The 22,731-nt window shown below is 68.8% G+C and carries 22 protein-coding genes and 1 pseudogene; 16 read left to right on the forward strand and 7 right to left on the reverse strand.

Annotated features, from left to right (window positions below; all coding sequences use genetic code 11):
* Positions 1-56: 56 nt before the first annotated feature.
* Complete coding sequence (locus tag OG990_RS11825; RefSeq protein ID WP_406080382.1) at positions 57-419, forward strand: metalloregulator ArsR/SmtB family transcription factor; 363 nt, start codon at positions 57-59, stop codon at positions 417-419.
* Entirely contained in the window at positions 416-940 is a 525-nt protein-coding gene (locus OG990_RS11830) for an SRPBCC family protein (RefSeq protein WP_406080384.1), read from the forward strand. The genes OG990_RS11825 and OG990_RS11830 overlap by 4 nt, the downstream gene beginning before the upstream one ends.
* Here OG990_RS11830 and mug read toward each other — a convergent pair.
* A complete protein-coding gene (mug, locus tag OG990_RS11835) occupies positions 937-1,512 on the reverse strand; it encodes a G/U mismatch-specific DNA glycosylase (protein ID WP_328416920.1) in 576 nt (191 codons plus the stop codon). The genes OG990_RS11830 and mug overlap by 4 nt on opposite strands.
* A 104-nt stretch (positions 1,513-1,616) precedes the next feature.
* Here mug and OG990_RS11840 point away from each other — a divergent pair, with 104 nt between their 5' ends.
* The 3 genes from OG990_RS11840 (at position 1,617) to OG990_RS11850 (ending at position 4,000) form a co-directional block, all read left to right on the forward strand.
* Positions 1,617-2,357: an SAM-dependent methyltransferase gene (locus tag OG990_RS11840; protein ID WP_406080386.1), complete on the forward strand. Its 741-nt coding sequence runs from the start codon at positions 1,617-1,619 to the stop codon at positions 2,355-2,357.
* Between the two features lie 122 nt (positions 2,358-2,479).
* Complete coding sequence (locus OG990_RS11845; RefSeq protein ID WP_406080387.1) at positions 2,480-3,310, forward strand: CPBP family intramembrane glutamic endopeptidase; 831 nt, start codon at positions 2,480-2,482, stop codon at positions 3,308-3,310.
* Positions 3,311-3,337: 27 nt separating this feature from the next.
* Positions 3,338-4,000 (forward strand): class I SAM-dependent methyltransferase, encoded by a 663-nt coding sequence (locus tag OG990_RS11850; protein ID WP_406080389.1) that lies wholly within the window; start codon positions 3,338-3,340, stop codon positions 3,998-4,000.
* 19 nt (positions 4,001-4,019) lie between these two features.
* Here the strand turns inward: OG990_RS11850 and OG990_RS11855 are convergent, their stop codons facing one another.
* The 4 genes from OG990_RS11855 to OG990_RS11870 all read right to left on the reverse strand — a co-directional run bounded on the left by OG990_RS11855 (position 4,020) and on the right by OG990_RS11870 (position 7,813).
* Entirely contained in the window at positions 4,020-4,604 is a 585-nt protein-coding gene (locus OG990_RS11855; protein ID WP_406080391.1) for a hypothetical protein, read from the reverse strand.
* Between the two features lie 101 nt (positions 4,605-4,705).
* Positions 4,706-5,530 (reverse strand): phosphatase PAP2 family protein, encoded by an 825-nt coding sequence (locus OG990_RS11860; RefSeq protein ID WP_406080392.1) that lies wholly within the window; start codon positions 5,528-5,530, stop codon positions 4,706-4,708.
* 175 nt (positions 5,531-5,705) lie between these two features.
* A complete protein-coding gene (locus OG990_RS11865; RefSeq protein ID WP_406080393.1) occupies positions 5,706-7,349 on the reverse strand; it encodes an MDR family MFS transporter in 1,644 nt (547 codons plus the stop codon).
* Positions 7,346-7,813, reverse strand: a complete 468-nt coding sequence (locus OG990_RS11870) for a MarR family winged helix-turn-helix transcriptional regulator (RefSeq protein WP_406080394.1) — start codon at positions 7,811-7,813, stop codon at positions 7,346-7,348. Before OG990_RS11870 ends, OG990_RS11865 begins: the two co-directional genes overlap by 4 nt.
* Positions 7,814-7,922: 109 nt before the next feature.
* Here OG990_RS11870 and OG990_RS11875 point away from each other — a divergent pair, with 109 nt between their 5' ends.
* The 4 genes from OG990_RS11875 to OG990_RS11890 all read left to right on the forward strand — a co-directional run bounded on the left by OG990_RS11875 (position 7,923) and on the right by OG990_RS11890 (position 12,445).
* Complete coding sequence (locus OG990_RS11875) at positions 7,923-8,543, forward strand: TetR/AcrR family transcriptional regulator (RefSeq protein ID WP_406080395.1); 621 nt, start codon at positions 7,923-7,925, stop codon at positions 8,541-8,543.
* Positions 8,544-8,788: 245 nt separating this feature from the next.
* Positions 8,789-10,360: an MFS transporter gene (locus OG990_RS11880; RefSeq protein WP_406080396.1), complete on the forward strand. Its 1,572-nt coding sequence runs from the start codon at positions 8,789-8,791 to the stop codon at positions 10,358-10,360.
* A 70-nt stretch (positions 10,361-10,430) separates the two neighbouring features.
* Complete coding sequence (locus OG990_RS11885) at positions 10,431-11,411, forward strand: Lrp/AsnC family transcriptional regulator (protein ID WP_406080398.1); 981 nt, start codon at positions 10,431-10,433, stop codon at positions 11,409-11,411.
* 113 nt (positions 11,412-11,524) lie between these two features.
* A complete protein-coding gene (locus OG990_RS11890) occupies positions 11,525-12,445 on the forward strand; it encodes an NAD-dependent epimerase/dehydratase family protein (RefSeq protein ID WP_406080399.1) in 921 nt (306 codons plus the stop codon).
* Between the two features lie 191 nt (positions 12,446-12,636).
* Here OG990_RS11890 and OG990_RS11895 read toward each other — a convergent pair whose 3' ends face one another.
* On the reverse strand, positions 12,637-13,077 hold the full coding sequence (locus OG990_RS11895; RefSeq protein WP_406080401.1) for a VOC family protein: 441 nt from the start codon (positions 13,075-13,077) through the stop codon (positions 12,637-12,639).
* Between the two features lie 292 nt (positions 13,078-13,369).
* Between OG990_RS11895 and OG990_RS11900 the strand changes: the two genes are divergently transcribed.
* From OG990_RS11900 to OG990_RS11930, 7 genes and pseudogenes are all read left to right on the forward strand, one after another.
* Positions 13,370-14,659 (forward strand): DUF6236 family protein, encoded by a 1,290-nt coding sequence (locus OG990_RS11900; RefSeq protein WP_406080402.1) that lies wholly within the window; start codon positions 13,370-13,372, stop codon positions 14,657-14,659.
* A 102-nt stretch (positions 14,660-14,761) separates the two neighbouring features.
* Positions 14,762-15,055, forward strand: coding sequence for a hypothetical protein (locus OG990_RS11905; RefSeq protein ID WP_406080404.1), 294 nt, complete (start codon positions 14,762-14,764; stop codon positions 15,053-15,055).
* An 83-nt stretch (positions 15,056-15,138) separates the two neighbouring features.
* Positions 15,139-15,654: a hypothetical protein gene (locus OG990_RS11910; RefSeq protein WP_406080405.1), complete on the forward strand. Its 516-nt coding sequence runs from the start codon at positions 15,139-15,141 to the stop codon at positions 15,652-15,654.
* A 913-nt stretch (positions 15,655-16,567) separates the two neighbouring features.
* A complete protein-coding gene (locus OG990_RS11915; protein WP_406081731.1) occupies positions 16,568-17,752 on the forward strand; it encodes a low temperature requirement protein A in 1,185 nt (394 codons plus the stop codon).
* Positions 17,753-18,156: 404 nt separating this feature from the next.
* Positions 18,157-18,548 (forward strand): annotated as a pseudogene (locus tag OG990_RS11920) (hypothetical protein).
* Positions 18,545-19,282: a DUF2637 domain-containing protein gene (locus OG990_RS11925; RefSeq protein ID WP_406080407.1), complete on the forward strand. Its 738-nt coding sequence runs from the start codon at positions 18,545-18,547 to the stop codon at positions 19,280-19,282. Before OG990_RS11920 ends, OG990_RS11925 begins: the two are co-directional and overlap by 4 nt.
* A 157-nt stretch (positions 19,283-19,439) precedes the next feature.
* The gene (locus OG990_RS11930; protein WP_406080408.1) at positions 19,440-20,723 is read left to right on the forward strand and encodes a hypothetical protein; all 1,284 of its coding nucleotides are present in this window, start codon (positions 19,440-19,442) and stop codon (positions 20,721-20,723) included.
* A 75-nt stretch (positions 20,724-20,798) separates the two neighbouring features.
* On the opposite strand, the gene OG990_RS11935 is transcribed toward OG990_RS11930, so the two are convergent.
* Positions 20,799-22,625 (reverse strand): hypothetical protein, encoded by a 1,827-nt coding sequence (locus OG990_RS11935; RefSeq protein ID WP_406080410.1) that lies wholly within the window; start codon positions 22,623-22,625, stop codon positions 20,799-20,801.
* Positions 22,626-22,731: the final 106 nt, after the last annotated feature.

Consider the following 22,731-nt stretch of genomic DNA (forward strand, 5'->3'; position numbering starts at 1 on the left):
CCGAGCAGGGCTTCCTGCACCCACGGAAAACGTAACTCATAGGTTACGCTTTGGCGGTGGACGAGGTGGCCGCCGCGATCGCGGACCCGGTACGGCGCCGCATCCTGACCATGCTGCGCGACGAACCGCTGGCCGCGGGCGACATCGCCCAGCGGTTCACGATCAGCCGACCCGCGATCAGCCGACACCTCCGGGTGCTGCGGGACAGCGGGCTCGTCCGCGACGAGTTGGTCGGCCGAAACCGGATCTACCGGCTCGATCCCGGCCCGCTCGCCGAGCTGGTCGACTGGCTCGCCGAGCTCGTTGCCGCCGAGCGGTGGGAGCGGCGCCTCGACGCGTTGGAGACCGAGGTCTATCGCACCCGCCGAGAGCGCCGCAGTCGCGGCCCGGCGGAGCATCGAAGGGAGCACACGGCATGACGCGTACACCCGCCGGACGACTGTTCCGCACCGCCACCGGCCACGATCTCGTCCTCACCCGCACGTTCCGCGCCCCGGCGGCGGACGTGTGGGCCAGCCTGACCGATCCGGAGCGCACGGCCCGCTGGTTCGGCCCCTGGGAGGGCGACGCCGCGCCCGGCCGGACCATCCGGGTCCAGATGGCGTACGAGGAGCAGCAGCCCTGGTGTGAGGTCCGCATCGACGCGTGCGATCCGGAGCAGCGCCTCGCCGTGTCGATGGTCGACAGCTACGGGACCTGGTTGCTGGAGATGGCGCTGTCCGAGACCGACGGCAGCACCGAGCTGCGGTTCGTCCAACACCTGACCAGCGTGGAGGGCATCGCCGAGGTGGGCGCCGGCTGGGAGTACTACCTGGACATGCTCGTCGCCTCCCGGGACGGCTCCCCCCGTCCCGAATTCGACGAGTACCACCCCGCGATGCAGCCCTACTACCAGGCGCTTGCCGCCCAGGAGACGCCCGACGCCGCCCAGCACGCCTAGGCGCGGCGGCGCGTCTCCTGGTGCAGCGCCGCGAACTCGGCGGTCAACGCCGGCAGCGGGAAGTGCGCGTTCAGGCCACTGGGGTTGGGCAGGACCCAGACCCGGGCTGGGCCCAGCCGATCGGGCTGCGGGCCCAGCCCGGCCCGAGGCCGAGCGAAGGCGATCCGGTACGCGGTCACTCCGAGGATGGCCACCCACCTCGGCTGGTACCGCTCGGCCTTGATGGCCAACCCCGTCACCCCGGCCACCAGCTCCGCCGGCGTCAGCTCGTCGGCGCGGGCGGTGGCCCGGTTGCTCAGGCTGGTGATGCCCAGGCCCTGCCGCAGCAACTCATCGCGCTCCCACGGGTGCAGCTCCCGGTCGGTGAAGCCGGAACGGTGCAGGGCCGGCCAGAAGCGGCTGCCGCGCCGCGCGAAGTGCTCCCCCACGGCGGCCGAGTAGAGGCCCGGGTTGAATCCGCAGAACAGCACCCGCAGACCGGGACCGATGACGTCCACCAGTCCCCGGCCGGCCGCCGCCGCCACCTCCTGCGGCGTCGGCCGCCGGAACGGCCCCGACCCGCCCACGTCCATACCACCGATCCTGCCGGATGGCCCGACACCCGGTTACGGCTTCCGATGTCGCCTGGCACCGGACCCGGCGTGCGCCGTCGATCACGGCTTGACACCCTCAACGGATGCAGTCAACCGACGACCTCGCCGCCAGCCGCTACGCACGGATGCGCTGGAACACTCCCCTGTCCGAGGAGCACGCGGCGCTGCTGCTGCAACGACTCGACGTCCGCCCCGGCGCGCGCGTGCTCGACCTCGGCTGCGGCTGGGGCGAGCTGCTGCTCAGGGCGGTCGCCGCCGGCGGTGTGGCCCCGGTCGCGACGAGGGGCGTCGGCGTCGACACCGACGACGCCGCACTCGCCCGGGGGCGGCGGCTGGCCGCGGGCCGGTCCCTGAACCGGCACGTCGCCTTCGTGATGGGGGAAGCGGCGGCCTGGCAGGAGCCGGCCGACCGGGTCCTGTGCATCGGCGCCGCGCACGCCTTCGGCGGCACCGGCGCGGCCCTCGACGCGCTCGCCACCGTGGTGCGGCCAGGGGGCCGGCTGCTGTTCGGTGAGGCGTACTGGGACCGTCCCCCCACGACGGAGGTCGAGCAGATCTTCGGAACGGAGGTCACGGATCTTCCGGGCCTCGTCGAGGCCGCCCGCGAGCGCGGCTGGCGGGTCCTGCACGTGAGCACCGCCGACCAACGGGAGTGGGACGACTTCGAGTCCACCTGGCTCGCGGGCCGGCAGGAGTGGCTGCTGAGGTACCCGGAGGATCCCCGCGCGGCGGGGGTCCGCGCGGAACTCGACGACCGGCTGCGCCAGTACGTCGGTGGCTATCGCGGGGTCATTGGCCTCGCCTACCTCGTCCTCGGTCGCTGACGCCCGAACGGCACGTACGCCGGCTGCTGGCCCTGACCACGGTCTGCCTTTGACGCCGGTGGCTACGCTGCGCCTTGCGGAGCGGTCCGCCATGCCGGGCCATTGCTGGGAGCGAGCCTGACGTGTCTGGTACCCGGACGTCCCCCGACTCTCGTCTCGCCCTGCACTGGCGAATCCTCATCGTGTTCACCGGCACCGTGCTGGCGTGGCTGTTCCTCTACCACGGCCCCCTGCTCGGCCGCGACTACGACCGTCCGACCCATGTCGCGAGGGCCATCCTCACGACGGTGCTCGTCGTCCCCCTCGTGGTGGCTGCCCGCCGCCTGCTCGACCGCCGCCCCTGGACCGGCCTCGGGTTGCCCTCCCTGCGCACCGGCTGGCGGCGCCTGCTGCTCGGGATGGCCTGCTGGCTCATCCCCGCCGCCATCGGGTTCGCGCTCTGCCTCGGCTTCGGTTGGGTCGAGATCAGCCTGCGCACCTCCGCGACGGACGCCCTGCGCGTGGCGGCGCTGCTGGTCGTACTCGTCTTCCTGTACGAGGCGTTGCCGGAGGAGCTCGTCTTCCGCGGCTACCTCCAGCGCAACCTCGCCACCCGGTTGCCGGCCTGGCAGGCCGTCATCGGACAGGCCGTGTTGTTCACCCTGTTCGGGTTCCTCGTCGGTGCCGCCGCCTCCCTCGACAGACTCCTGCTCTTCTTCGTCTTCGCACTGCTCCTGGGCGGCTTCCGTGTCGCCACCGGCGACATCTGGGCGGGCATCGGCTTTCATCTGGCCTTCCAGACCGTCGCCCAACTGTTCGGAGAGGTGGGCGCCGTCTTCGACGTGACGGGATCCGACGTCCTGGGAGTCGTCGCCATGGGCGCCATACCGTTCTCGCTCGGCTGGATGGCCATGGAACGGCTCCACCGGAACCGCCTGAACTGGCAGGCACGGGATCCGGAGCCGATCCGTTGACGAGGACGCGAGGGAGAGGTGGCTACCGTGGGTGAGCTGGACGAGTTACTGCGTACGCAGGCCGCGTACTACCGGGCGCACGCCGGCGAGTACGACCTGGCGTACGAGACCAACGAGGAGTTGCGCTCGCTGGAGGTGCTGGCCGCAGGACTTCCTATCGGCGGGGATGTGCTGGAACTGGCGTGCGGTACCGGCCAGTGGACCCGACTTCTGGCAGCCCGTGGCCGGAGCGTGACCGCAGTCGACGCCGCCCCGGAGATGGTCACCAGGGCACGAGACCGGACCATCGGCCTGGACGTGGAGTTCATCGAGGCGGACCTCTTCGAATGGCGGCCGCCTCGTCGGTTCGACACGGTGTTCTTCGGGTTCTGGTTGTCCCACGTGCCGCCGGAGCGGTTCGGCGACTTCTGGAGGCTGGTGGGCGACGCGTTGGCCCCGGCTGGGCGGGCCTGCTTCGTCGACTCGGCCCCGGGTGACATGGCAAACGAGGATGTTCTCGCCGATCAGCCGGTCCCAGCGGTACGGCGTCGACTGGCGGACGGCGGCGCACATCGGATTGTGAAGGTGTTCCGCGACCCGCACGGTCTCACGCAGGAGCTGGAGGGGCTTGGTTGGTCGGCGCATGCGTGGCCGGTCGGGGCGACACTGATGGCTGGACTGGCCGCTCCACCGACGCCGGCCGAGGGGTGACCGGTCGGTTCGAGGGAGGTCAGGAGTCCGCTGGCACCCCGGCTTCGAGCTGACCGATCGTCGGTGCGAGGAGTTCGTTGAGTTCCCGAGTCAGCACCGTGACGGCTCTGCGCGCCGCGGTCGCCACGGAATCATCCGGACCGTCGGGAGCCGGCGGTAGATCATCGAGCGGGACCGGTGCGTCCACCTGAAGCATCGCGCGTAGATGCGGGCTGCGCGTCTGATCCTGCTCCGAGGGTGTCGTGTACTGGCCGAACAACTGGGGCCAGTCCCGCCAACCACGGTCGCGCTGCCACTGCTTGGTCCAGGTGAGCTCAGCCGGCCAGCGGGAAATCACCGTTACCGCGCAGACCATGCTTCCGTCCCACGGGCTTCGCGTGCAGGTCGCCGAGACGATCCGCCGGTGCCAGCGGACGAAGCCGGGTGACAGCTCGGTGGCCAGCCGCCACGCTGTCGCCGCGAAGGCGACCGGTGCGATGTCGCCCCAGGTGTCGGTGAACTCGTCGATCCGACCGAGCACCTCAGCCTCGTAGCGACCACGCCCGTCGGCGCCGCGCTCGCGGTCGAACTGCTCGTCCAGCCAGAAGGCGCGCGGTTCAGGCATCCTCATCCCCGTTCAGAGCCGTGGCGTCCATTGCTCCCGTCGGCCCGACCGTTTGCGCGGACCGCACGACGGTCGGACGGCCGTTTCGAGACACCCCAACGCTAGCGCCGGCCGCTGCTCGGCGCCGCCTCCTGGCCGGTCACGGTGTTCGAAGGACCGGCGTCGGCGCGCGGGGGCAGTTGGCCGGACGGCGCCTGCGGAACCCGCATGCGCTGGCGGGGCCATCTGGTCGGACGCCGCGTCGGCGGGTCGGTCGACTGGCGATCGGTGCGGGGCGTGGGCAGCACCAGGCAGACGACGGTGAGCAACATCGCTGCGACGATGCCGTCGAGCCAGTAGTGGTTGCCCGTACACACGACAACCAGCGAGGTGACGAGCGGGTGTGCCAACCACAGCCACCGCCAGCGCCGACCGGTCACCGCCATGAGCGCGATGGCGACAGCGAGTGCCCAACCGACGTGCAGCGAGGGCATGGCGGCGTACTGGTTGCTCAACGTGTCCGTGTCGGGTGGGCCGTAGACGGCGGGCCCGTATCGGCTGCCGGTGTCCACCATCCCGGTCAGGGCGGTCAGTCTCGGCGGCGCCAGCGGAACCAGGAGGTGCAGCACCAGTGCCGCCGCGGTGAGCCCGGCGAGCATCCGACGCGTCCAGAGATAGTGCGCCGGGTGTCGCACGTACAGCCAGATCAGACAGATGGCCGTGGCGGGGAAGTGCACGTACGCGTAGTAGCCGTTGGCCAGGTGCACCAACAACTCGTGGGAGAGCACGGGATGTTGGAAGGCGGCCTCGTTGGGCAGGTGGAACAACCGCTCCACCCGCCAGATCCATTCCCCGTTTTCCACTGCGGTCGATCCGCGGTCGGCCCCCGCCACCCGCGCCGCCTTGTAGACGAGGAACAGCGCGGCGACGAGCGCCAGCTCGCGCATCGCCCGACGCAGTGCAGCGGCTCGCCGCCCGGGTGCCGCCGGCCGCGCCGCTGACAGCTCCGCGATATCCACAGACTCCTCGATTCGGTGACGTTCACTCGTGCCGGGCCTCGCTGGACAGACCGGGGCCGCCGCCGTCCTCGGACGGCGGCGGCCCCGGGTCTTCGGCCCGGCGTCAGCGCCGGTGGGTCGCTCCGCCCTGCGCGGCGTCGACGTGCACCTGGTCGAAGGCGGGAGCGCCGTCGACCGCGTCGGCGGCGACGGCCGCCGACGTGGCGGCGTCCGGCAGGTCGAGGCTGGTCCGCAGGGTGACCGGCTTGAGCAGGAGCGCGGCGATGACGCCGACGACCCCGATGGCGGCGGAGATGAGGAAGATGTGTCCGGTGGCATCGCCGTACGCGGCCCGGACGATTTCCTGGATCTGCTCGGGCAGCGCGGTGATGTTGAGGTTGCTGCTGCCACTCCCGTTGCCGGAGGCGGGGATCCCGGCGGCGGCGAGGTCGTGGGTGATCTGGTCGCTGACCCGGCGGGCGAGGACGGCGCCGAGCACGGAGACGCCGATGGTGCCCCCGAGCGACCGGAAGAACGCGACGCTGGAACTGGCCGCGCCGATGTCCTTGAGCGTGACCGTGTTCTGTACGGCGAGAACGAGGTTCTGCATGGTCATGCCGACGCCGATGCCGACGATGAACATGGCGGCACCGACCAGGACGAGCGACGTCTCGTGGTCGATGGTGCCGAGCAGTGCGAACCCGGCGACGAGGAGGATCGAACCGGCGACGATGTACGGCTTGATCTTCCCGCTCTTGCTGATCAGCCGGCCGGCGACGATCGAGGAGCCGAGCACCCCGGCCATCATCGGGATGGTGAGCAGGCCTGCCTCCGTCGGGCTGTAGCCGCGCCCGATCTGGAAGTACTGGCCGAGGAAGACAGCACCGCCGAACATGGCCATGCCGACCGCGAGGCTGCCGAGAATGGCCAGCGCGGTGGTGTGCTGGCGCACGATGCCGAGCGGGATGACCGGCTCGGCCGCACGCGACTCGACCCAGACCGCCAGGGCAAGCAGGACGAGCGTGCCGCCCACCATGGCCGCGGTCTGCCAGGAGGCCCAGGCGAACGAGCTGTCGACGAAGGAGATCCAGATCAGCAGCAGGCTGACGCCGGCGGCGATCAGGCTGGCGCCCAGGTAGTCGATCTTGACGTTCTCGCGCCGTACGGTCGGCAGGTGCAGGGTGGCCTGGAGCAGGATCAGCGCGATGGCGGCTACCGGCACACCGACGAAGAAGCACCAGCGCCAGCCGAGCCAGGACGTGTCGACGATGAGACCGCCGAGCAGCGGGCCGCCGACCGTCGCGACCGCCATGACGCCACCGAGGTAGCCGTTGTAGCGGCCCCGCTCGCGCGGCGGGATCATGGCCGCGATCGCCACCTGGACGAGGGCCTGCAGGCCGCCGACCCCGATGCCCTGGAACGCGCGGGCGGCGATGAGCTGGCCGGCGCTCTGCGAGAAGCCGGCAATGACCGAGCCCAGCAGGAAGACCACGATGGCGACCTGGATGAGGACCTTCTTGTTGAACAGGTCGGCCAGCTTGCCCCAGATCGGGGTGGTCGCGGTCGCGGTGAGCAGGGTCGCGGTGACCACCCAGGTGTACTGGTTCTGCGAGCCGTTCAGCGATCCGATGATCTTCGGTAGCGCGGTCGATACGACCGTGCCGCTCAGCATCGCGACGAACAGCACCAGCAGCAGACCACTGAGCGCCTCCAGCGTCCGCCGATGGGTCATCGGCTCAGCGCCGGCCGTGATGGTGGGTGCGCTCATCGCGCGGCCTCCAGGTTGTCGTGGTTTCCGAGGGCGACCTCAATGTCGCCGGTGAACCGGCCGAGGGCGGCGCTCAGCGCGGCCAGCTCGTCGGGAGTCCAGTCGGCGAGCGCTCGTTCGAGCACCTCGCCGTACCAGCCGTGGGTGTCGGCCAGGGCGGCCTGACCGGCCGCGGTGACCGCCAGGAAGGTCGCCCGCTTGTCGGTGGGGTCGGGCCGCCGCTCGACCAGGCCGTGCGCGACGAGCGCCGCGACGGAGCGGCTGACGGTCGACGGGTCGAGCCGAGTGCGGTGGGCCAGTTCGCGGGCGTGGCAGCCACTGGAGAGCTGATCGATCTGCACGAGCATGCCGAGCAGGCCCGGCGGAATCGCCGGCCGCTCGTCGGCCCGGCGTTGCTTCAGCAGCCGAACGGTTTTGACCAGGTCGTACAGGCGAAGGCCGAGTTCACGAGCGCCGCTGTCCACGTCTGCTCCCACACGCGAGTTGGTTGCCGCAAGCAAGCATCTACCGATCTTGCCCACTAGGCAAGTTTGCACATTGAGAAGTCCGTCACCCCCACGTACTCTCGGAGCGATGGACGAGACCACCGGGCTGCGGGAGCGCAAGAAGGCGGCGACCCGCCTCGCCCTGCACGAGGCGGCCCTCCGCCTCGCCGCCGAACAGGGAATCGACGCGGTGACCGTCGAGGCGATCGCCGACGCCGCCAACGTCTCCCGGCGGACCTTCTCCAACTACTTCTCAGGCAAGGAACAGGCGCTCTTTCACGGCGACACCATGCGCCTGCACCGGCTGTTGCAGCTGATCCGCGAACAGCCCGTCGACGAGCCGCCGTGGACCGTGCTGAGCCGGGCAGCCGAGCGCCTCACCGAGGAGGTTTTCGGCGGGTCGGAGCCTTCCTGGCTGACCCAACGCCGGAAGCTACGCGGGCACCCCGGCCTGGCCCCACACCAGGTCGCGGCGTACGCCGCGATCGAGCGCGAGCTGGCCGCAGAACTCGCCCACCGGCTCACCGGCGCCGACGTTGCACTGCGCTCCCGCCTCCTGGCCGCGATCTTCCTGGCCATCCTGCGGGTCGCCGTCCAGCACTGGATCGAGCACCCGGGCGACCCGCTGCGGGAGACCGTCCGGACCGCGCTCGTCGCAGCCGCTCCCGCGGCGACCGCCGGAGGCCACCGGACCAGCACCGGCACCTAGCGCCGATCTTGGCCGATTCCCCCGCGCGGACGCCCCATGGACCGTCTCGCCGAGGGCTCCCGTCGCTTCGGTTCGCCCGCAGCTCCGGCTTCCGCTGAGCGTACGGGTGTCGGAAAACCCCGGATCACGGGGCGTACCCGTCGGTATTCCGGCATTCGGCGCGATCGGTTAGCGGTGCACCTCAAAGGCCCGGATGCTGACATGTCGGCCGGGCACTCGGTCCGCCGAAGAGGAGCTGCGCGTAGATGGCAACAACGGACAAGGCGTCGGGAGACCGGCTCGGCGCGACACTGATCATGGCATGCCTGGGGGTGTTCGTCGCATACCTGCCAGTGACGACAGTGTCGGTGAGCCTGCCAGCGATTCAACGCGGGCTGAACGCGTCGACCGCCGACCTGTCCTGGGTGTCGGACGCCTTCGTACTGCCGATGGCCGCCCTGATCCTGACCGCCGGCGTCTTCGGCGACGTTCACGGGCGCAAGAAGGTGTTCCAGGCCGGCCTGCTGTTCTGCGCGATCGGCGCGGCCGTCGCGCTGTCCGCACAGTCGATCGCGATGGTCTGGGTCGGCCAGGCGCTCGCCGGTGTGGGAGCGGCCGCTCTGCTGCCCGCCACGCTGGCGCTCATCAGCCACGCCGTGCCGGACCCGAGGAAACGCGGCAAATACATCAGCCTCTGGGCCACCTCCCTGATGCTCGCCCTCGCGCTCGGCCCCCTGCTGGCCGGGGCGATCCTCGAGCACGCGTCCTGGCGCTGGATCTACCTGCCGGCCATCCCGCTCGCGCTGCTCACCGCCCTGATCGCCACTCCGCTGGTGACCGACTCGCGGGCCCCGGGAAAGCGGCACCTGGACTGGCCGGGACAGATCACCGCCGCCCTGGCCATCGTCGCTCTGGTCTTCGCCGTCATCGAGGGCGGCGCCGGCTCGTTCAGCGACCCCATCGTGCTCCTGGCCTTCGCCGTGCCCGCGTTCAGCCTCGCCGCGTTCGTCGTGATCGAGCGGCGTAGCGACTCGCCGATGCTGAGCCCCGCCCTGTTCGCCAGCCGCGGCTTCAACGCCACCGCCGTGATCGCCATGGTCAGCTTCATGGGCGTGATCGGCAGCATCTTCGTGCTCAGCCTCTACCTCGGCCTGGTCCAGCAGCTGTCGACCATGGACGCGGCGCTGCGACTGCTGACCAACACGGCAGTGCCGGTCGTCGTGGGGCCACTGATCGCCCGCCTCATGCACCGCGTGCAGGTGCGCTGGCTGCTCAGCGCCGGCCTGTTCATCGCGGCGATTGCCCTGTACGTCCTCAGCACGGTCGACGCCGACACGTCGTTCGGGCAGCTGAGCTGGCGGCTCGCCCTGTTCGGACTGGGCCTCGGCGCGGTGCTGACCCCGATGACCGCCACCGCGGTCAGCTCCGTGCCGTTCCCGCTGGCCGGCATGGCCGCCGCGGGCAACAACGCGTTCCGCCAGGTCGGCGGCGCGCTCGGCCCCGCCGTCCTGGGCGCCCTGCTGACCAGCAAGGCGGCCAGCGCCCTGCCGGGTCACCTCACCGACGCCGGGGTCAGCGGGGAGCACCAGCAGGCCGCCACCGCGGCGATGGACGACAGCGGCTTCCAAGCAGTCGCCGCCGTCGACTACGGCGCTCAGCAGGACGGCGCGCTGAACGCCCTCAACAAGGCGTTCCTCGACGGCTTCCAACTGTCCCTGACCGTGTCGGCCACACTGATGGTCATCGCCGCGCTGGCCGCAATCGTCCTGCTGGGCCGCCCGCGCCCGGTGCGCGACCCGCAGCCTGCGGCCCAGCTACCAGAAACCGTCCCGGCCTGACCTCCCCAACCCACAGACGGCGGCGTCACCGGCTCTTACGCTGGTGACGCCGCCGACGATCAGGAAGACCGTGACCCGTCCCCTGGACCAGCTCGACCTGCAACTGCTGCAGGCCCTGCAACTCGACGGTCGCGCCCCGTTCAGCCGGATCGCGGCCGCCCTCGGTGTCTCGGACCAGACCGTCGCCCGGCGCTTCCGCCGCCTGCACACGAAGGTGGGCCTGCGTGTGCTGGGCATGGCCGACGAGAGCCGGCTCGGCCGCTCCAACTGGTTTGTCCGGCTGCAGTGCACCCCGGACATGGCCGAGCGGCTGGCCGACGCGCTCGCCCGCCGCCCGGACACGTCCTACGTCGCACTGATTTCCGGCGGCAGCGAGGTGGTCTGCGCGATGAAACCCCGCAGCCACACCGTCCGAGACGAACTTCTACTGGGTCGGTTGCCGCGCACCCAGCGGGTGATCGGATTCAGCGCGCACTGCCTGTTGCACCGCTTCTACGGCGGTCGCCTCGGCTGGCTGCAGAAGGTCAACGCCCTCACGACCGAGCAGGAGGCGGCACTTCGACCCCCACCGGTCGAGGCGGCGCCCGGCACCGTCACGATCGACGACACCGACGAGGAACTGCTTGCCGCGCTGTTCCGGGACGGCCGGGCCGGCCTCGCCGAACTGCAGACAGCATGCGGCCAGTCCGAGGACGTGGTGCGGCGCCGCCTCGACCGGCTGCGCGACAGCGGCGTCCTCTACTTCGCGGTGCAGTACTCCCCGGAACATCTCGGCCACGAGGTGGGCGCGCTGCTGTGGCTGACCGTGGCGCCGTCTGCGCTGGCCGAGGTGGGGAACGCGCTGGCCGAGCACGCGGAGGTGGAGTTCGCCGCCGCGGCCACCGGCCGGGTGAACATCATCGCGGCCGTCCGCTGCCGGGGCACCGAGGAACTGTACGCGTACCTGAACGACAAGATCGGCGCTCTGGACGGCATCCGTACCGTTGAGACCGCGCTGATCCTGCGCCAGATCAAGCAACTGGCACTCGCGCCGGGAGCCGTTCCGGACTGAAGAAAACCAGCAACGGTGCCAGCGGAGGCCAGAAGGTCTCCGGGCTTGGCCTGATTCCGCCGGATGCTGATCGTGCCTTGACAAGCGGTGGGCTCCACGGTGGACGATTCACCGTGCGAATTCTTGTGGTCGGTGGCAGTGGTCTGATCGGCGCCCATGTCGTGGACGTGCTGCGCGAGCGAGGTCATGCGGCGACCACGGTGGCGCGTACGGCCCATCCGGGTGTCGATCACCTGATCGACGTCTCGTCCGCCTCGATCGACGAGCTGCGAACGCTGCTCGCCGGTCATGACGGCGTCGTCTACGCCACCCGCACGGACGAGCAGCGACCGCTGCGTAAGCCGATCTATCCGGTGTTTCGCCGAGACAACGTCGAGCCGGTGGTGCGGCTGTTCACTGCCGCGCGCCTGGAAGGTCTCACCCGCGGGGTCGTCATGGGCTCCTACTACACCTACTACGACCGGCTGCACCCGCAGTGGCGCCTCGCGGGCCGCCACACGTACATCCGATGCCGGGTGGAGCAGGCCCGGGAGGGACGGGAGGCCGCCGGCCCCGATTTGCCGGTTGCCGTACTCGAGTTGCCCTTCGTCTTCGGCCGCGCCGGCGACCGGCTGCCAAACTGGGCGGGCCCACTGGACCGGTGGGCGCGGTCCCGTACACCCCTGGTCGCCCCCACCGGCGGGAGCGCCGCAGCCTCGGCACGCAGCGTGGCCGAGGTCGCGGTCGACGCTCTGGAGCAGCGCCGCGGTGCGGACATCCCGGTCGCTGACGAGAATCTCACCTGGAACGACATGATCGGGCGCATCGCCGAGGCGGTCGGCCGACGCCGCCGGGTCGCTCGCCTCCCGTCCGTCGCGGCAAGGGCCGCCCTACGGCTTGGCGGCGCGCTGCAGGCACTCAGCCGCAAGGAATCGGGCGTCAACCCTACCTACCTCTCCGACCTTTTCCTCGCTGAGCTGTTCATCGAGCCGACGACCGGCCGATCGCTGGACCCGGCGCTGCGCGACACCTTCCCCGACCACGGAGCCGCCTAGCATTCGGTCGGGTGGTTCGTCGCACCTCCACCGGCCGGGGTGCTCGTCGCAACTACCGGTGCGGCCCCGCACCACGCCGCCAAGATCCGCACAACTTCAGGGATGTGGGGGTCTCTGCCGCCTGTGAGGCCCCTACATCCCTGAAGTTGCTGCCGCAGCGGACCACGGCGGCACGCCACGGCAGGTGCCCCTCATCTGAGCTGTTCGGCCAATCCGACGACGATGCCCTCGGGGCCGCGGACGTAGCAGAGCCGATAGCTGTCCTCGTACTGCTCCAGCTCCCCGACGAGTTCGGCCCCGTGGGTGCGCAGGCGGGCAATCACGTCCTCGATGTCGTCGACGGCGAACATGATGCGACGAATGCCGAGCGTGTTCGCCGGTGCATCCTTCGGCTCGGCGCTGATCGCCTTCGGCGTGTGGAACATCGCCAGCTCGACTCGACCGTGACCGTCCGGGGTCCGCAGCATCGCGACGTCCTGTCGGACGCCATCGATCCCGATGACACGCTCCACCCAACGGCCCTCTATCGGCCCCTTGCCCTCCAACTCCATGCCGAGTTCGACGAAGAACGAAATAACAGCGTCAAGGTCTTCGACAACGATGAGGACGTTGTCCATCCGCTGGATCGCCATGCTGGATCTTCTCCCTGGTGTGGTACGGCCACCGTGACCGCATCCTCCCCTGAGACGGAGCCGCCCGGCCGTTCTCGACATCCTCTGCAACATCCTCGACGCGGCAGCGCCCGCCACGCTCCGGCCCGGGTGCGAAGAGCAGGTGCGCTCCCACGCACTCGTCATGGGTAAGTCGCGCGGCCCGCATAGGTTTCAGCGGCAAGCACAACGCCCGTCGCGCACGGGCACGCATGTCAGAGCTTCGATCGGGCTGCCTCTCCGGCTGTAGCGCCAAGAGGGCATTGTGGTACCTGTGAATGACGTTGCCCTCTACTTCCCGTACGTCAACCTGCCCGGCGACAGTTGGGTGAAGGCCGCAGCCCTGCACTGGCCCCAGCTCGGCCGAATCCGTCCACATGGCTACTACGGCCTGCGCGACTCCGACACGGTTAAGCGGCTCCGGGACGAACTCGACTTCGTCATCGACGTCCGACCCGCGCACGGAAGCCGCCGGTCCTGGATGAACGACGACCTCTTCGCGAGGACGGATGGCCGCAGGCTGGACACAGAGAATCAGATTGACGCATTGTTCTACGACTTCCTAAACCGACACAAGGACGAGCTGATACCTCGATACGGGGCCGAGGCGCTCGGTGTCAAGTCGCTTCGTACCCGGGATGTTTACGAGGAACTGCTGCCGCTCGATTCCCACTTAGAAAGGGTCCATCCAGGCAAGATGTCCTACAGGCTGGCGCAACGGCTGGCGGAGGACGGGTTGCTGGTGTCCCGAAGCTACCAATGGCGCCGCGCGTCCGACGGAAAGGTGCTCTATATCAACGACCTGGCGATGCACCCCCGCTTGGCCAGGGTCTACTTGGCGATCTTGGCCGACGTCGTCGCCCGCGAGAACGGAATGACGCCCGTCACCGATCAGCCACTGGTCTCTGCCGCCACCTCGGGCTGGACGATCGAGGCGATGGCACAGATTCTGCTCGCAGACGACACTGAGACGGCGCCGGATGGCCGGACGGACTACAGCCAGGTGTTCGCGGTGCTGGCTCTGCAGACCGTTCTTCCGCGCGACCTGGCCGAAGTGCCGGTCGAGCGGATCATCGAGGCGCGACGGAGGTTGCTGCCGCAGCTCATGCGCTATCGCGAATTCCTCGACTCGCTCACACCGGACTTCGTGGCAATCAGCGAGGTCCGGGACCCGGAGGTGCGGGCGGCCAAACTGCGCAACCATGTGGAGAGCAAGGTTGCGCACCCACTCGAAGAGATGGAACGTACGCTCGGTCGGCTTGGCCTGCTACCGGTCCGAGCCGTACTCAGTCTTCAGACGCTCGCACCGCCGGCGGCGTTGGGTGTGCTGGCCAACACAGTCCACCTGCCGGCAGTGATCACCAGCGCGGGCGTGGTCGCGGGGTGTCTGGTCGGGGCAGTAAGCGCTGCCCTCGACCAGCGAAGGCAGATCATCGCCGGCCATCCCGCTGGCTATCTGTTGGACCTGCGGCACGAACTGGGCCCCTCCGACACTGTTGCGCAGATCCGGTCCGCCCTTCGGCGGTCGGTGCCTGGACCACGACGCACCACAGTGGGCAGCTGAGCACGAACGCTGATGCCGGTCTCGGGACCTGCGTGAAGATCGGTATCCGGACCTGCGTGATACTCCGTCCCTTCCTGCGCGTTCGTCTGGCACGCTGTCCGCGTGACCGACGTGCCAGCCGAGGACATGGTCGAGGGACTAGCCGAACGCCTCAACCCCTACATGCGTCGGATCCTCGACGGCGGTGAAGATCCGCACGATGCCGTCGGCGAGCTGATGTGGACACTGCTCGAGCGGCCGCACTTCGAGCACCTCTGGGGCGTGGGCTGGTTGTACCGAATCTGGGGAGATCGTTCCGACATCGTTGATGCGTATCCCGCTGGCTACGGTCCTGACAGCGAAGCCATAGCGATTCGGGAGTTCAGGCACGCCGCTCAGGACTGGCTAGTGCGCTGACCAAGAACGTTCGCCGGGTTGAGGGCACGCCGTGCGGCGTCCCGCGCGGTCGGGCGGGTCGGGTTGTGAGGGAGACTGAGCCTATGCCGTCTCCACTGCCCGCCTATGCGGTGCCCGATGTCAAGCCCGTGGGCGGCACGGACGACCTGCGTAGGGTCTCGTACTTCGGCGACCAGCTCGCCACCTGTGCAGCAGTCACTGCGGTCCTCGACCGTATCCCGGCGGTCCTGACGACGATTGAGGAGGCGTGGGGGCGGGGGCACACCCTCACGATCACCCGCGCCGATTTCTGCGCTCAGCTCTCGGTCGGCACCTCCGACGGCCTGAACTGGGGGCTGGGCTTCGCCGACGAAGTGGGGTTACTCGTCCAGCCCAATCACGTCCCGCCCAGCCCCGAGTCCGACTCCGACGACCTGCTCGAGGAGGTGCTCGCCGCGCAGCTCGATGTCGACTCCGCCTACCACTACGACCGCGAGTACTTCGAGGTTCGCATGGCCCGGGTGCACCGGGCCGACGAGATGCTCGCCCGCTGGCTCGACGCGATCATCACCGCCCACCGTGCGTTCGCCGGCCGCCGGGGCATCGACCTGCCGTACTGAGCAGCAACCGAGCGTTTCCGGCGGCGACGGCCTGGCGGGGGCGTCCTGTCATCCCGTATGCCATCGATTCGCCCATTGGGGAGCGGGCCGCCGCCCGGCCCGTCAGGTCAAGCGAGCCTTGACGCATGTTCGGACGCTGGCAGGTGGATATGGCCTACCGCGATCACCTACTGACCGCGGCGAGCCGGGTGAAAGTACGGGTCAGAGCACTTGCCCCGACTATTTGGCGTTGTATTGGCTCCGCAGCCGGGCAAAGGCATCCGAACTGGACGAGACACGCTCTGACCTGGCCCGGGACTAGTCATGGGTGGTCATCAGTTGCTATCGCGGGCTTACGTTAGACGGCCTACAGACGGCATGATCTTGATACTGGGTCCAGCCATCGACGCCAGGCAGGCGGACTACTTGAAGACACCGATGACTCCAGTCACGGTGCCGACGACGAAACTGAGGGTTGCCAGCTTCGCTGAAGCTCCGGTCCAGATGCCTTTGGACTTCTGACGCCAGCCTAGAGACCACCAGTCACGCCCGTTCAGCTTGCGGCTGCCGGGGTGCCGCTATGGACCGGTGTTGACCGCTGCATCGGGCACGGCGACCGCTTCGGTGTGAAAGAACGATCGCGGCTCAACGGCATGCCAGGACGCGCTTGCACCGGCCGCGGCTTGCCACACGCCTCATACCACCGCACGGTCCGCTCCGAACCTCTTTGTCCGTACCTCGTTGCACACCGCCCGCAGGGTGCTACGACTGGCCGATAGGCGAAAACCGCAGCGCCCAGTCCAGCGCGCGCGGGTTGGTCCTCGCGCGCGGACCGTTCGCTCACCGTTCCGTGGCGCAGGGCGGCGCCTAGCGCACTGGACCGGTCGGCAGGACGGGGCGAATCGGTAGTGGGGACCGCGAGCTGAAGCATCTCCTGCACAAGGGTGAGGAGACGCACCGAGCGACGTTCCTGGAGCTCTTCTTCGACCTGGTCCTCGTCTTCGCGCTCAACCGGATCACCACTCGGGCGGTCGGGGATTTCGCCGCCGACCCCGGCACACTGGGCGTGATCTTTAGCGACGTCGGCAAGACCCTCGTCCTGCTGCTCGCCCTTTGGGCCATCTGGCACGTCACGGCCTGGACCACCAGCCGGTACAACCCCCGCCACGAGGCGATCCAACTCGTGGTCATCGTACGGCTGTTGGCCGCCATGGTGATGGGCGTGGCGATACCGGGGGCGTTCACCCACCGGGGCCTCGCCTTCGCCGCCGCCTACGTGACCGCACAGGTGTTCCATCCCCTGGTTTTAGCGATCATGCTTCGCGGTTCGGAGCGGCAGAATCTCAAGCTGCGGATGCTGATCACGTTCAGCGCCACCGGCATCTTGTGGATCGTCGGGGCGCTGGTGCCACCGGGGTGGGGCCGAGGAGCGCTTTGGGCGCTTGCCCTGGGCATCGAGTTCGGGGCCGCGCGATTCGGCTGGCCGGTGCCCGGCCTGGGCCGCTCTCCGCTTTGGAAATGGGAGATCCAGGGCGAGCATCTGGCCGAGCGCTACCAGTCGTTTTTCCTCATCGCCCTCGGCGAGTCGGTGCTGGTCATCGGCCTAACCTACAGCGACAACAGCTTCAGTGCCGGCCGGACGATCGCGTTCGCAGCGGCGCTGGCCACCACGGTGCTTATCTGGCGAATCTACTTCTACCGGGCCGGCCAGGTCCTGCCGGAGGCGGTGAGCAAGAGCAAGCAGCCGGCCAGGTTGGGCCGGTCGACCGCCGACTCACACATGATCATGCTAGCCGGCATCGTGACGACCTCCATTGGCTACGAACTCACCATCGACCATCCGTACGGGGAGGTGCCACCGCCCTGGCTCGCGGTGGTCCTCGGCGGGCCAGCGCTGTTCATGGTCGGTCGGTCGCGCTTGGAGTACGAGGTGTTCGGCCGAGTATCGCGCGCCCGGATCGTCGTGCTGGTCGTGTTGGTCGCTCTCTTCCCGCTGTTGATGCCGACGAGACCGCTGGTGGGACTCGTCGCCGCCGCCCTGGTGCTCGGCGGGGCGGCAGTCGCCGACTGGCGGCGGGCGCGAGGGGCGCCGCCCGAGCCAGCCAAACCAGGCAAATAGAACTCTGGCGTTTCTAGGGTGTTTGGACTGCCTGTCGCCCTACCTGAGCCGGCAGGACGTGCCCGTAGGTATCGGCCGTCATCCGGATTCTGGGGTGCCCTAGCAACTCCATCACCGTCCGCAGTTCCTCGCCCTAGTCGAGCAGGAACGTCGCGAAGGCGTGTCGCAGGTCGTGCAGGTGCAGCCAGTCCAGGCTCGCCAGGCTGCCTCGGCAATCGACCGGCTGTTGGGCGAGGAGGGGACGGCGTGACGGCTTGCTGCACGAATGGCTGTACTCGGGACCGAGATCAACCGGTGTTTGTGCTGGTGGGCCGGAGGTACCACCATGCGAACCACACCGCCACGATCGCCGGTGACCCGCTCCCACTGACTTTGCCCAGCTCACGGGCACCGGGCGGTGCCCGATGAACCCGGCCCAACCGTCCGACCCGCCAGTGCGGTTCGCCGATACGGAAGAGATCAACCCGTTCCAACTCCTTCTCGATCTTCATGACCATGCCGTCGCTCGGACGCCGGGAACCGGACTCGATGACGTCCTGACGGAGCTGGCGTGTCCGCTGCGGTTGTGTCCTGGTGGACTCGCTGGCAACCTTCGATGATCCACACCGCGCTGCGGGCGGGCATGGACCTGACGGACATCGCGAAAGCGACCGGTCTCGACGCGGGCGAAGTCGTCGACCGGTGGCGGCGATGGGTCGATGTCCAGACGCGGTTGGACATCGGTGGACGTCCGTCCGTGGACCCCGCCGAGGTTCAGGCCATCGAGCGACAGCTCGGGTCGGGGGTGGTTCGATGACGCCGACCCGGCTCGCCCGAGACGTGAGCACGGTGGCGGTGGCCGGGATTGCTGCCTGGTCGTCGTGGAGTCACATGGTCGCCGTGGCGTTGAGATTCGGTGAGCGTCCCGAGGTTGCCTACGTACTTCCGCTGTCGGTTGACGGGATGCTGGTTGTCGCGTCGGCGGCCATGGTCGAGGACAAGCGCGCCGGCCGGAGGGTGCGCTGGTCGGCCCGGACGGCTTTCGCGGTCGGGGTGGCGGCCAGCGTGGCGGCGAACATCGCCGCCGCCGAGCCGAGCCTCGGCGCTCGGATCGTGGCGGCGTGGCCAGCGGTGGCGTTGCTGCTGGTCGTAGAGATGCTGACGAGATCGCAACCGGCCCCACACAACGACCATCGAACGTCAGACGACACCCGCCCGAAGCAACCGCCGGGCTTCGACGCTACGTATACGCTGCCACCGCAGTCGCGCCCGTCGGACTTCGCGACTGAGGCGAAGCAAGCTCAGCAGGCTTGGGGCACCGACGGCCGGACGACGAGTCAGGTGGCGCCGCCCCTGCGGGGAACCGGGCGACGCAGGCGGATGACGGGGCGCGCGGAGCGGACGGCAGACGTCGTAGCCCGGCTGCGTGCCGAGCGTCCCCTGGCCAGCCTGGCGGAGTTGGCTCTGGCCGCAGGCGTGTCCGAACGTCATGTCCGACGCCTTGTAAAGGAAAAGATTGTGGACGGACAGCCGGCAAAGAGCTCACCTTGACGTGCTGATGACCTTGGAGCGGCCTCCCAAAATTCGGTTTACCCCTCTCCCGCCTTGCGAAATACGGCTTCGGGCCGCAACGGTCGGGACACGAAGAGTGGACCAAAGTCGCTACACTTCCCGGCTGTACCCAACGGCGACGGGGAGACGTGACGCGGTGCGCAAAGCAAATCTGGGCGTGTTCGGCGTAAGCCTGGGCGTCGTTGCCGCCACCATCGGCTGCGGAACCGCACCGGAGGCGCAACAGCCACCAGCCCAAGCGACCGCAAGCGCGCCGAGCGAGCGCCCGACCTTCGACCCGCCGCGCACCTTCGACACGACTGATGCCATCCCGCTACCTGACAGCGCGTCGTTGTCGAAGATCAACCTGGGGGGACAACGCGTCGAGTCGCTACCAGTGCTACTCGAAGGGAAGCGCGTCTGGATCTCATCGGTGGACCGGCTGGAAATCGTTGACGTCACCTCCGGCACGGTCACCGGCACGCTGCGACCCGCGCACGAGCCTGCGCTGTCGCCGTCGACGCAGAACCCGTTCGTCGGCGGCAACCCCGCCCAACCGCCGGTGCTGGCCGACCTCGGTGCGCAGCGCCGTGTGGTGACGGCTTTCGCCACCACCGCGCCCGGTCAAGGCACGACACCGCCGCGCCCGGTTATCGAAGTCCTCGCCGCTGATGCCGGCACCGGGCATGAGGCTCAACGCATCGAGATCGAGCCCAGTGACGACGACCAGCACACGTTGACCCGGAAGCACCCGGTCGTCGTCGGCGCGCACGGCCCCGTGGTCGTCGCCCAGGTCGGCACCGACACCGTCGCCGTGAACCTTGATGATCGACGCGAGGTCTGGCGCCGTCCGGACTTCAACCTCGGTGCCATCGCTAGCGATGTGGCGGTCGGTACCGACGCCAAGAGTGCAGTGGCACGTGCGCTCGCCATCGACAGCGGTGCCGAGCGCTGGCATACCGAGCCGGCAGAGACGATCGCCATCAAGCCGGGCAGCCCGAAAATCGTGACCGCGACCGGAGCGTCGCAAGGCCGCAAGCAGTTCTTCCGCCTCCTCGACGCCGCCACCGGCCGCCTCCTCGACGAGTCAAAGGCCACCAGCAGCACCGCCTACAACATCACCTGCCTACACGACGGCCGCAGCGTCACCATCTGCCAGAACCAACGCCAGGACTGGGCAGGCGCCTTCGACGACAGCGGGAAGTGGCTCTGGGAACTACCCGACAAGAAGGCAAACCGCATCGCCCCCACCGTCACGACCGCCTGGCACGGAGCCGTCTACGGCCGCACGGCGAACGGCCCCGTCATCCTCGACGGCCGCACCGGCGAGGACCGGGAAACCGCTCCCGGCCTCACGCCGTGGCTCGTCAACGAACACGCCGCAGTCGCCAGCCCACCGGATGCCAGCGGCGGGGTGAAGCTCTACCGCGCCACCAGCTGACAGGTGTACGACCCGAGCCAGCAGTGGATGCTCCAGCCCTCCATGTCGTGTCCAGCAATTAGCCTTCGCGTGCCGTCAGTTCGTCTGTCCGGTCGGTAGGTGCCGGCCGATGTAACCGACATAGATCCGGCCGCTCTGCGCCGTGTCGTCGTAGTAGTGCATCCGAGGGCTGATCATGGCGAACTGGACGATCTTGAAATGGGCTCCCATGAAGGCCTGTCCAACCGGAACGACGGAGGTTGGCACGGGCAGAACGCGCCTACTCCGGAACGTTGGGTTGGTTCGCACCTCCTCGCTTTCATCGCGGGCGTGCCGTCGCGTCGGCCATTCGTGGCAGCCATCAGGGGTGTGTTCAAGGAAGCCGTGCACGTCGCGGCCCCAGCGCCCGTCCGCCTTCGCCACTGCATAGTCATGAAGCACCAACAACGCGTCCCACGTCTTCGAAGCCCAGGCTCCCAGGGGGTCGTTGCTGTCGAGGTCCTCAGCGTGGTCAGGATCGCCGGTGAACACGACGTGCTTGAGCTTCGGTAGCCAACGGAGCAACTCGCCGAAGCTACCCGGCCGAGAGACATCCTCATCCGCCGGCTGCGCCGTCCAGGCCACCTCAGCTTGCCCCATCGAGGCCAGCCGATGGCGCAGCGTCCGTACGGTCTCCTCGGACCGGGTCAGAAGGTCGACCGCGTCGCGGTTCTCGATCTGCTCGTCATCCAGCTGCCATTTGACGTCGTGATACGCCTTCTGTGTCTCGTCGAGCTCCGCCTGGAGCTGCGCGAGTCGGGATGCGATGTCTTCCTGTGCCTCCTGCGACGACCGGCCGACCTCGATCAAACGCACGATCTCGTCGATTCGGTCGACGGTCAGATCATCGATGCCGACCTTGATCTTTAGGTAGTCAAGCAACATGCCTTGCTGCGCGTTGACGTCATCTTGGGGACGATCACTCTCGCGCGTCTCGACTGCCGTCGCCCGGGGCTGAGACGGAACGAGCGAACGCCGCTTCGAGCCGACATCCCCGAGCCGGTGCACCAACATGTCGTCGGCGAGGCGTTCCAGCATCCGGTGCACCCGCGCCACCGCTGCGGGTAGCGGCTGTTCGAGGGCCTGAAGTTGGGCGTTGGAGGCGAGTACGCGCGCGAGGCGGGGCTGTTCGTTGTCGTCGATGATCCGTTCGGCGCTCAGGACCCGGTGCCGCAGTCCGTCGACGACTGAGTCCGGCTGAACCTGGGAGCGATATGTCCGAAGCCGGCCGGGCAGTACGGCGTGGGCCTGGCCGAGCCGGTCGTTGAGCAACTGTGTGGCCTCCCCGTCCAGCACGTAGCACGAGGCCATACCGATGGTGAACCGAGTCAGGCTGGCGATCCGGTTCGTCCACGGGACTGACGGCAGCGAGCCGTCGTTGCCGGCGACGAAGACGACACCTCGCCGTTCGGCGTCAATGAGCGCCCGGTGGACCTCGTCGACTTCGTCGCCGCGGATGACGATTGGTCGCGTCGCGAGGCGGGCAGCACCGTCCCAAGCGTCGATGATATCGAGAGTTGGGGCAAGAAAGCGGGGAGTGCCTGCGAGACGGGGGTGGCTGCGTGGGTCCTCGCTGTCAGGGTCGGGAGATTCGATGTCAACCCAGGCCCACGCCGCACGCTCTCTCGCGTTGGGCGAATGTACGGTCAGCTGGGTGATCCACTGTCCGCCCGGCTTCGTCTCGACGATTCGTACGCGCGTTGACGTCGATCCGTCCTGCCCTTCGTGCTGCAGTAGCAGGGCCCTGACGTTGTCACCGATGGTCGCCCACCGGTTTTCACGGAGCGCAGAGGGATCCCAGCCCTTGAGGTCTGCGATCCACCGGTCGAGTTGTTCCCGAACCAGTGGCTGCAGATGGTTACGTTCGCGGTGGGTCGTGAACACAGACCTGAAACCGAGCATTGTGCCGTCCTAAGGGGTTACAGGCGAGAGGGCTCCGCCGTACGCGTCGCCGCACTCGCTCGATGCGGCCCCGCTGACCTCCGCCTGC

This window comes from Micromonospora sp. NBC_00858, assembly GCF_045207365.1.
Classification (GTDB): domain Bacteria; phylum Actinomycetota; class Actinomycetes; order Mycobacteriales; family Micromonosporaceae; genus Micromonospora.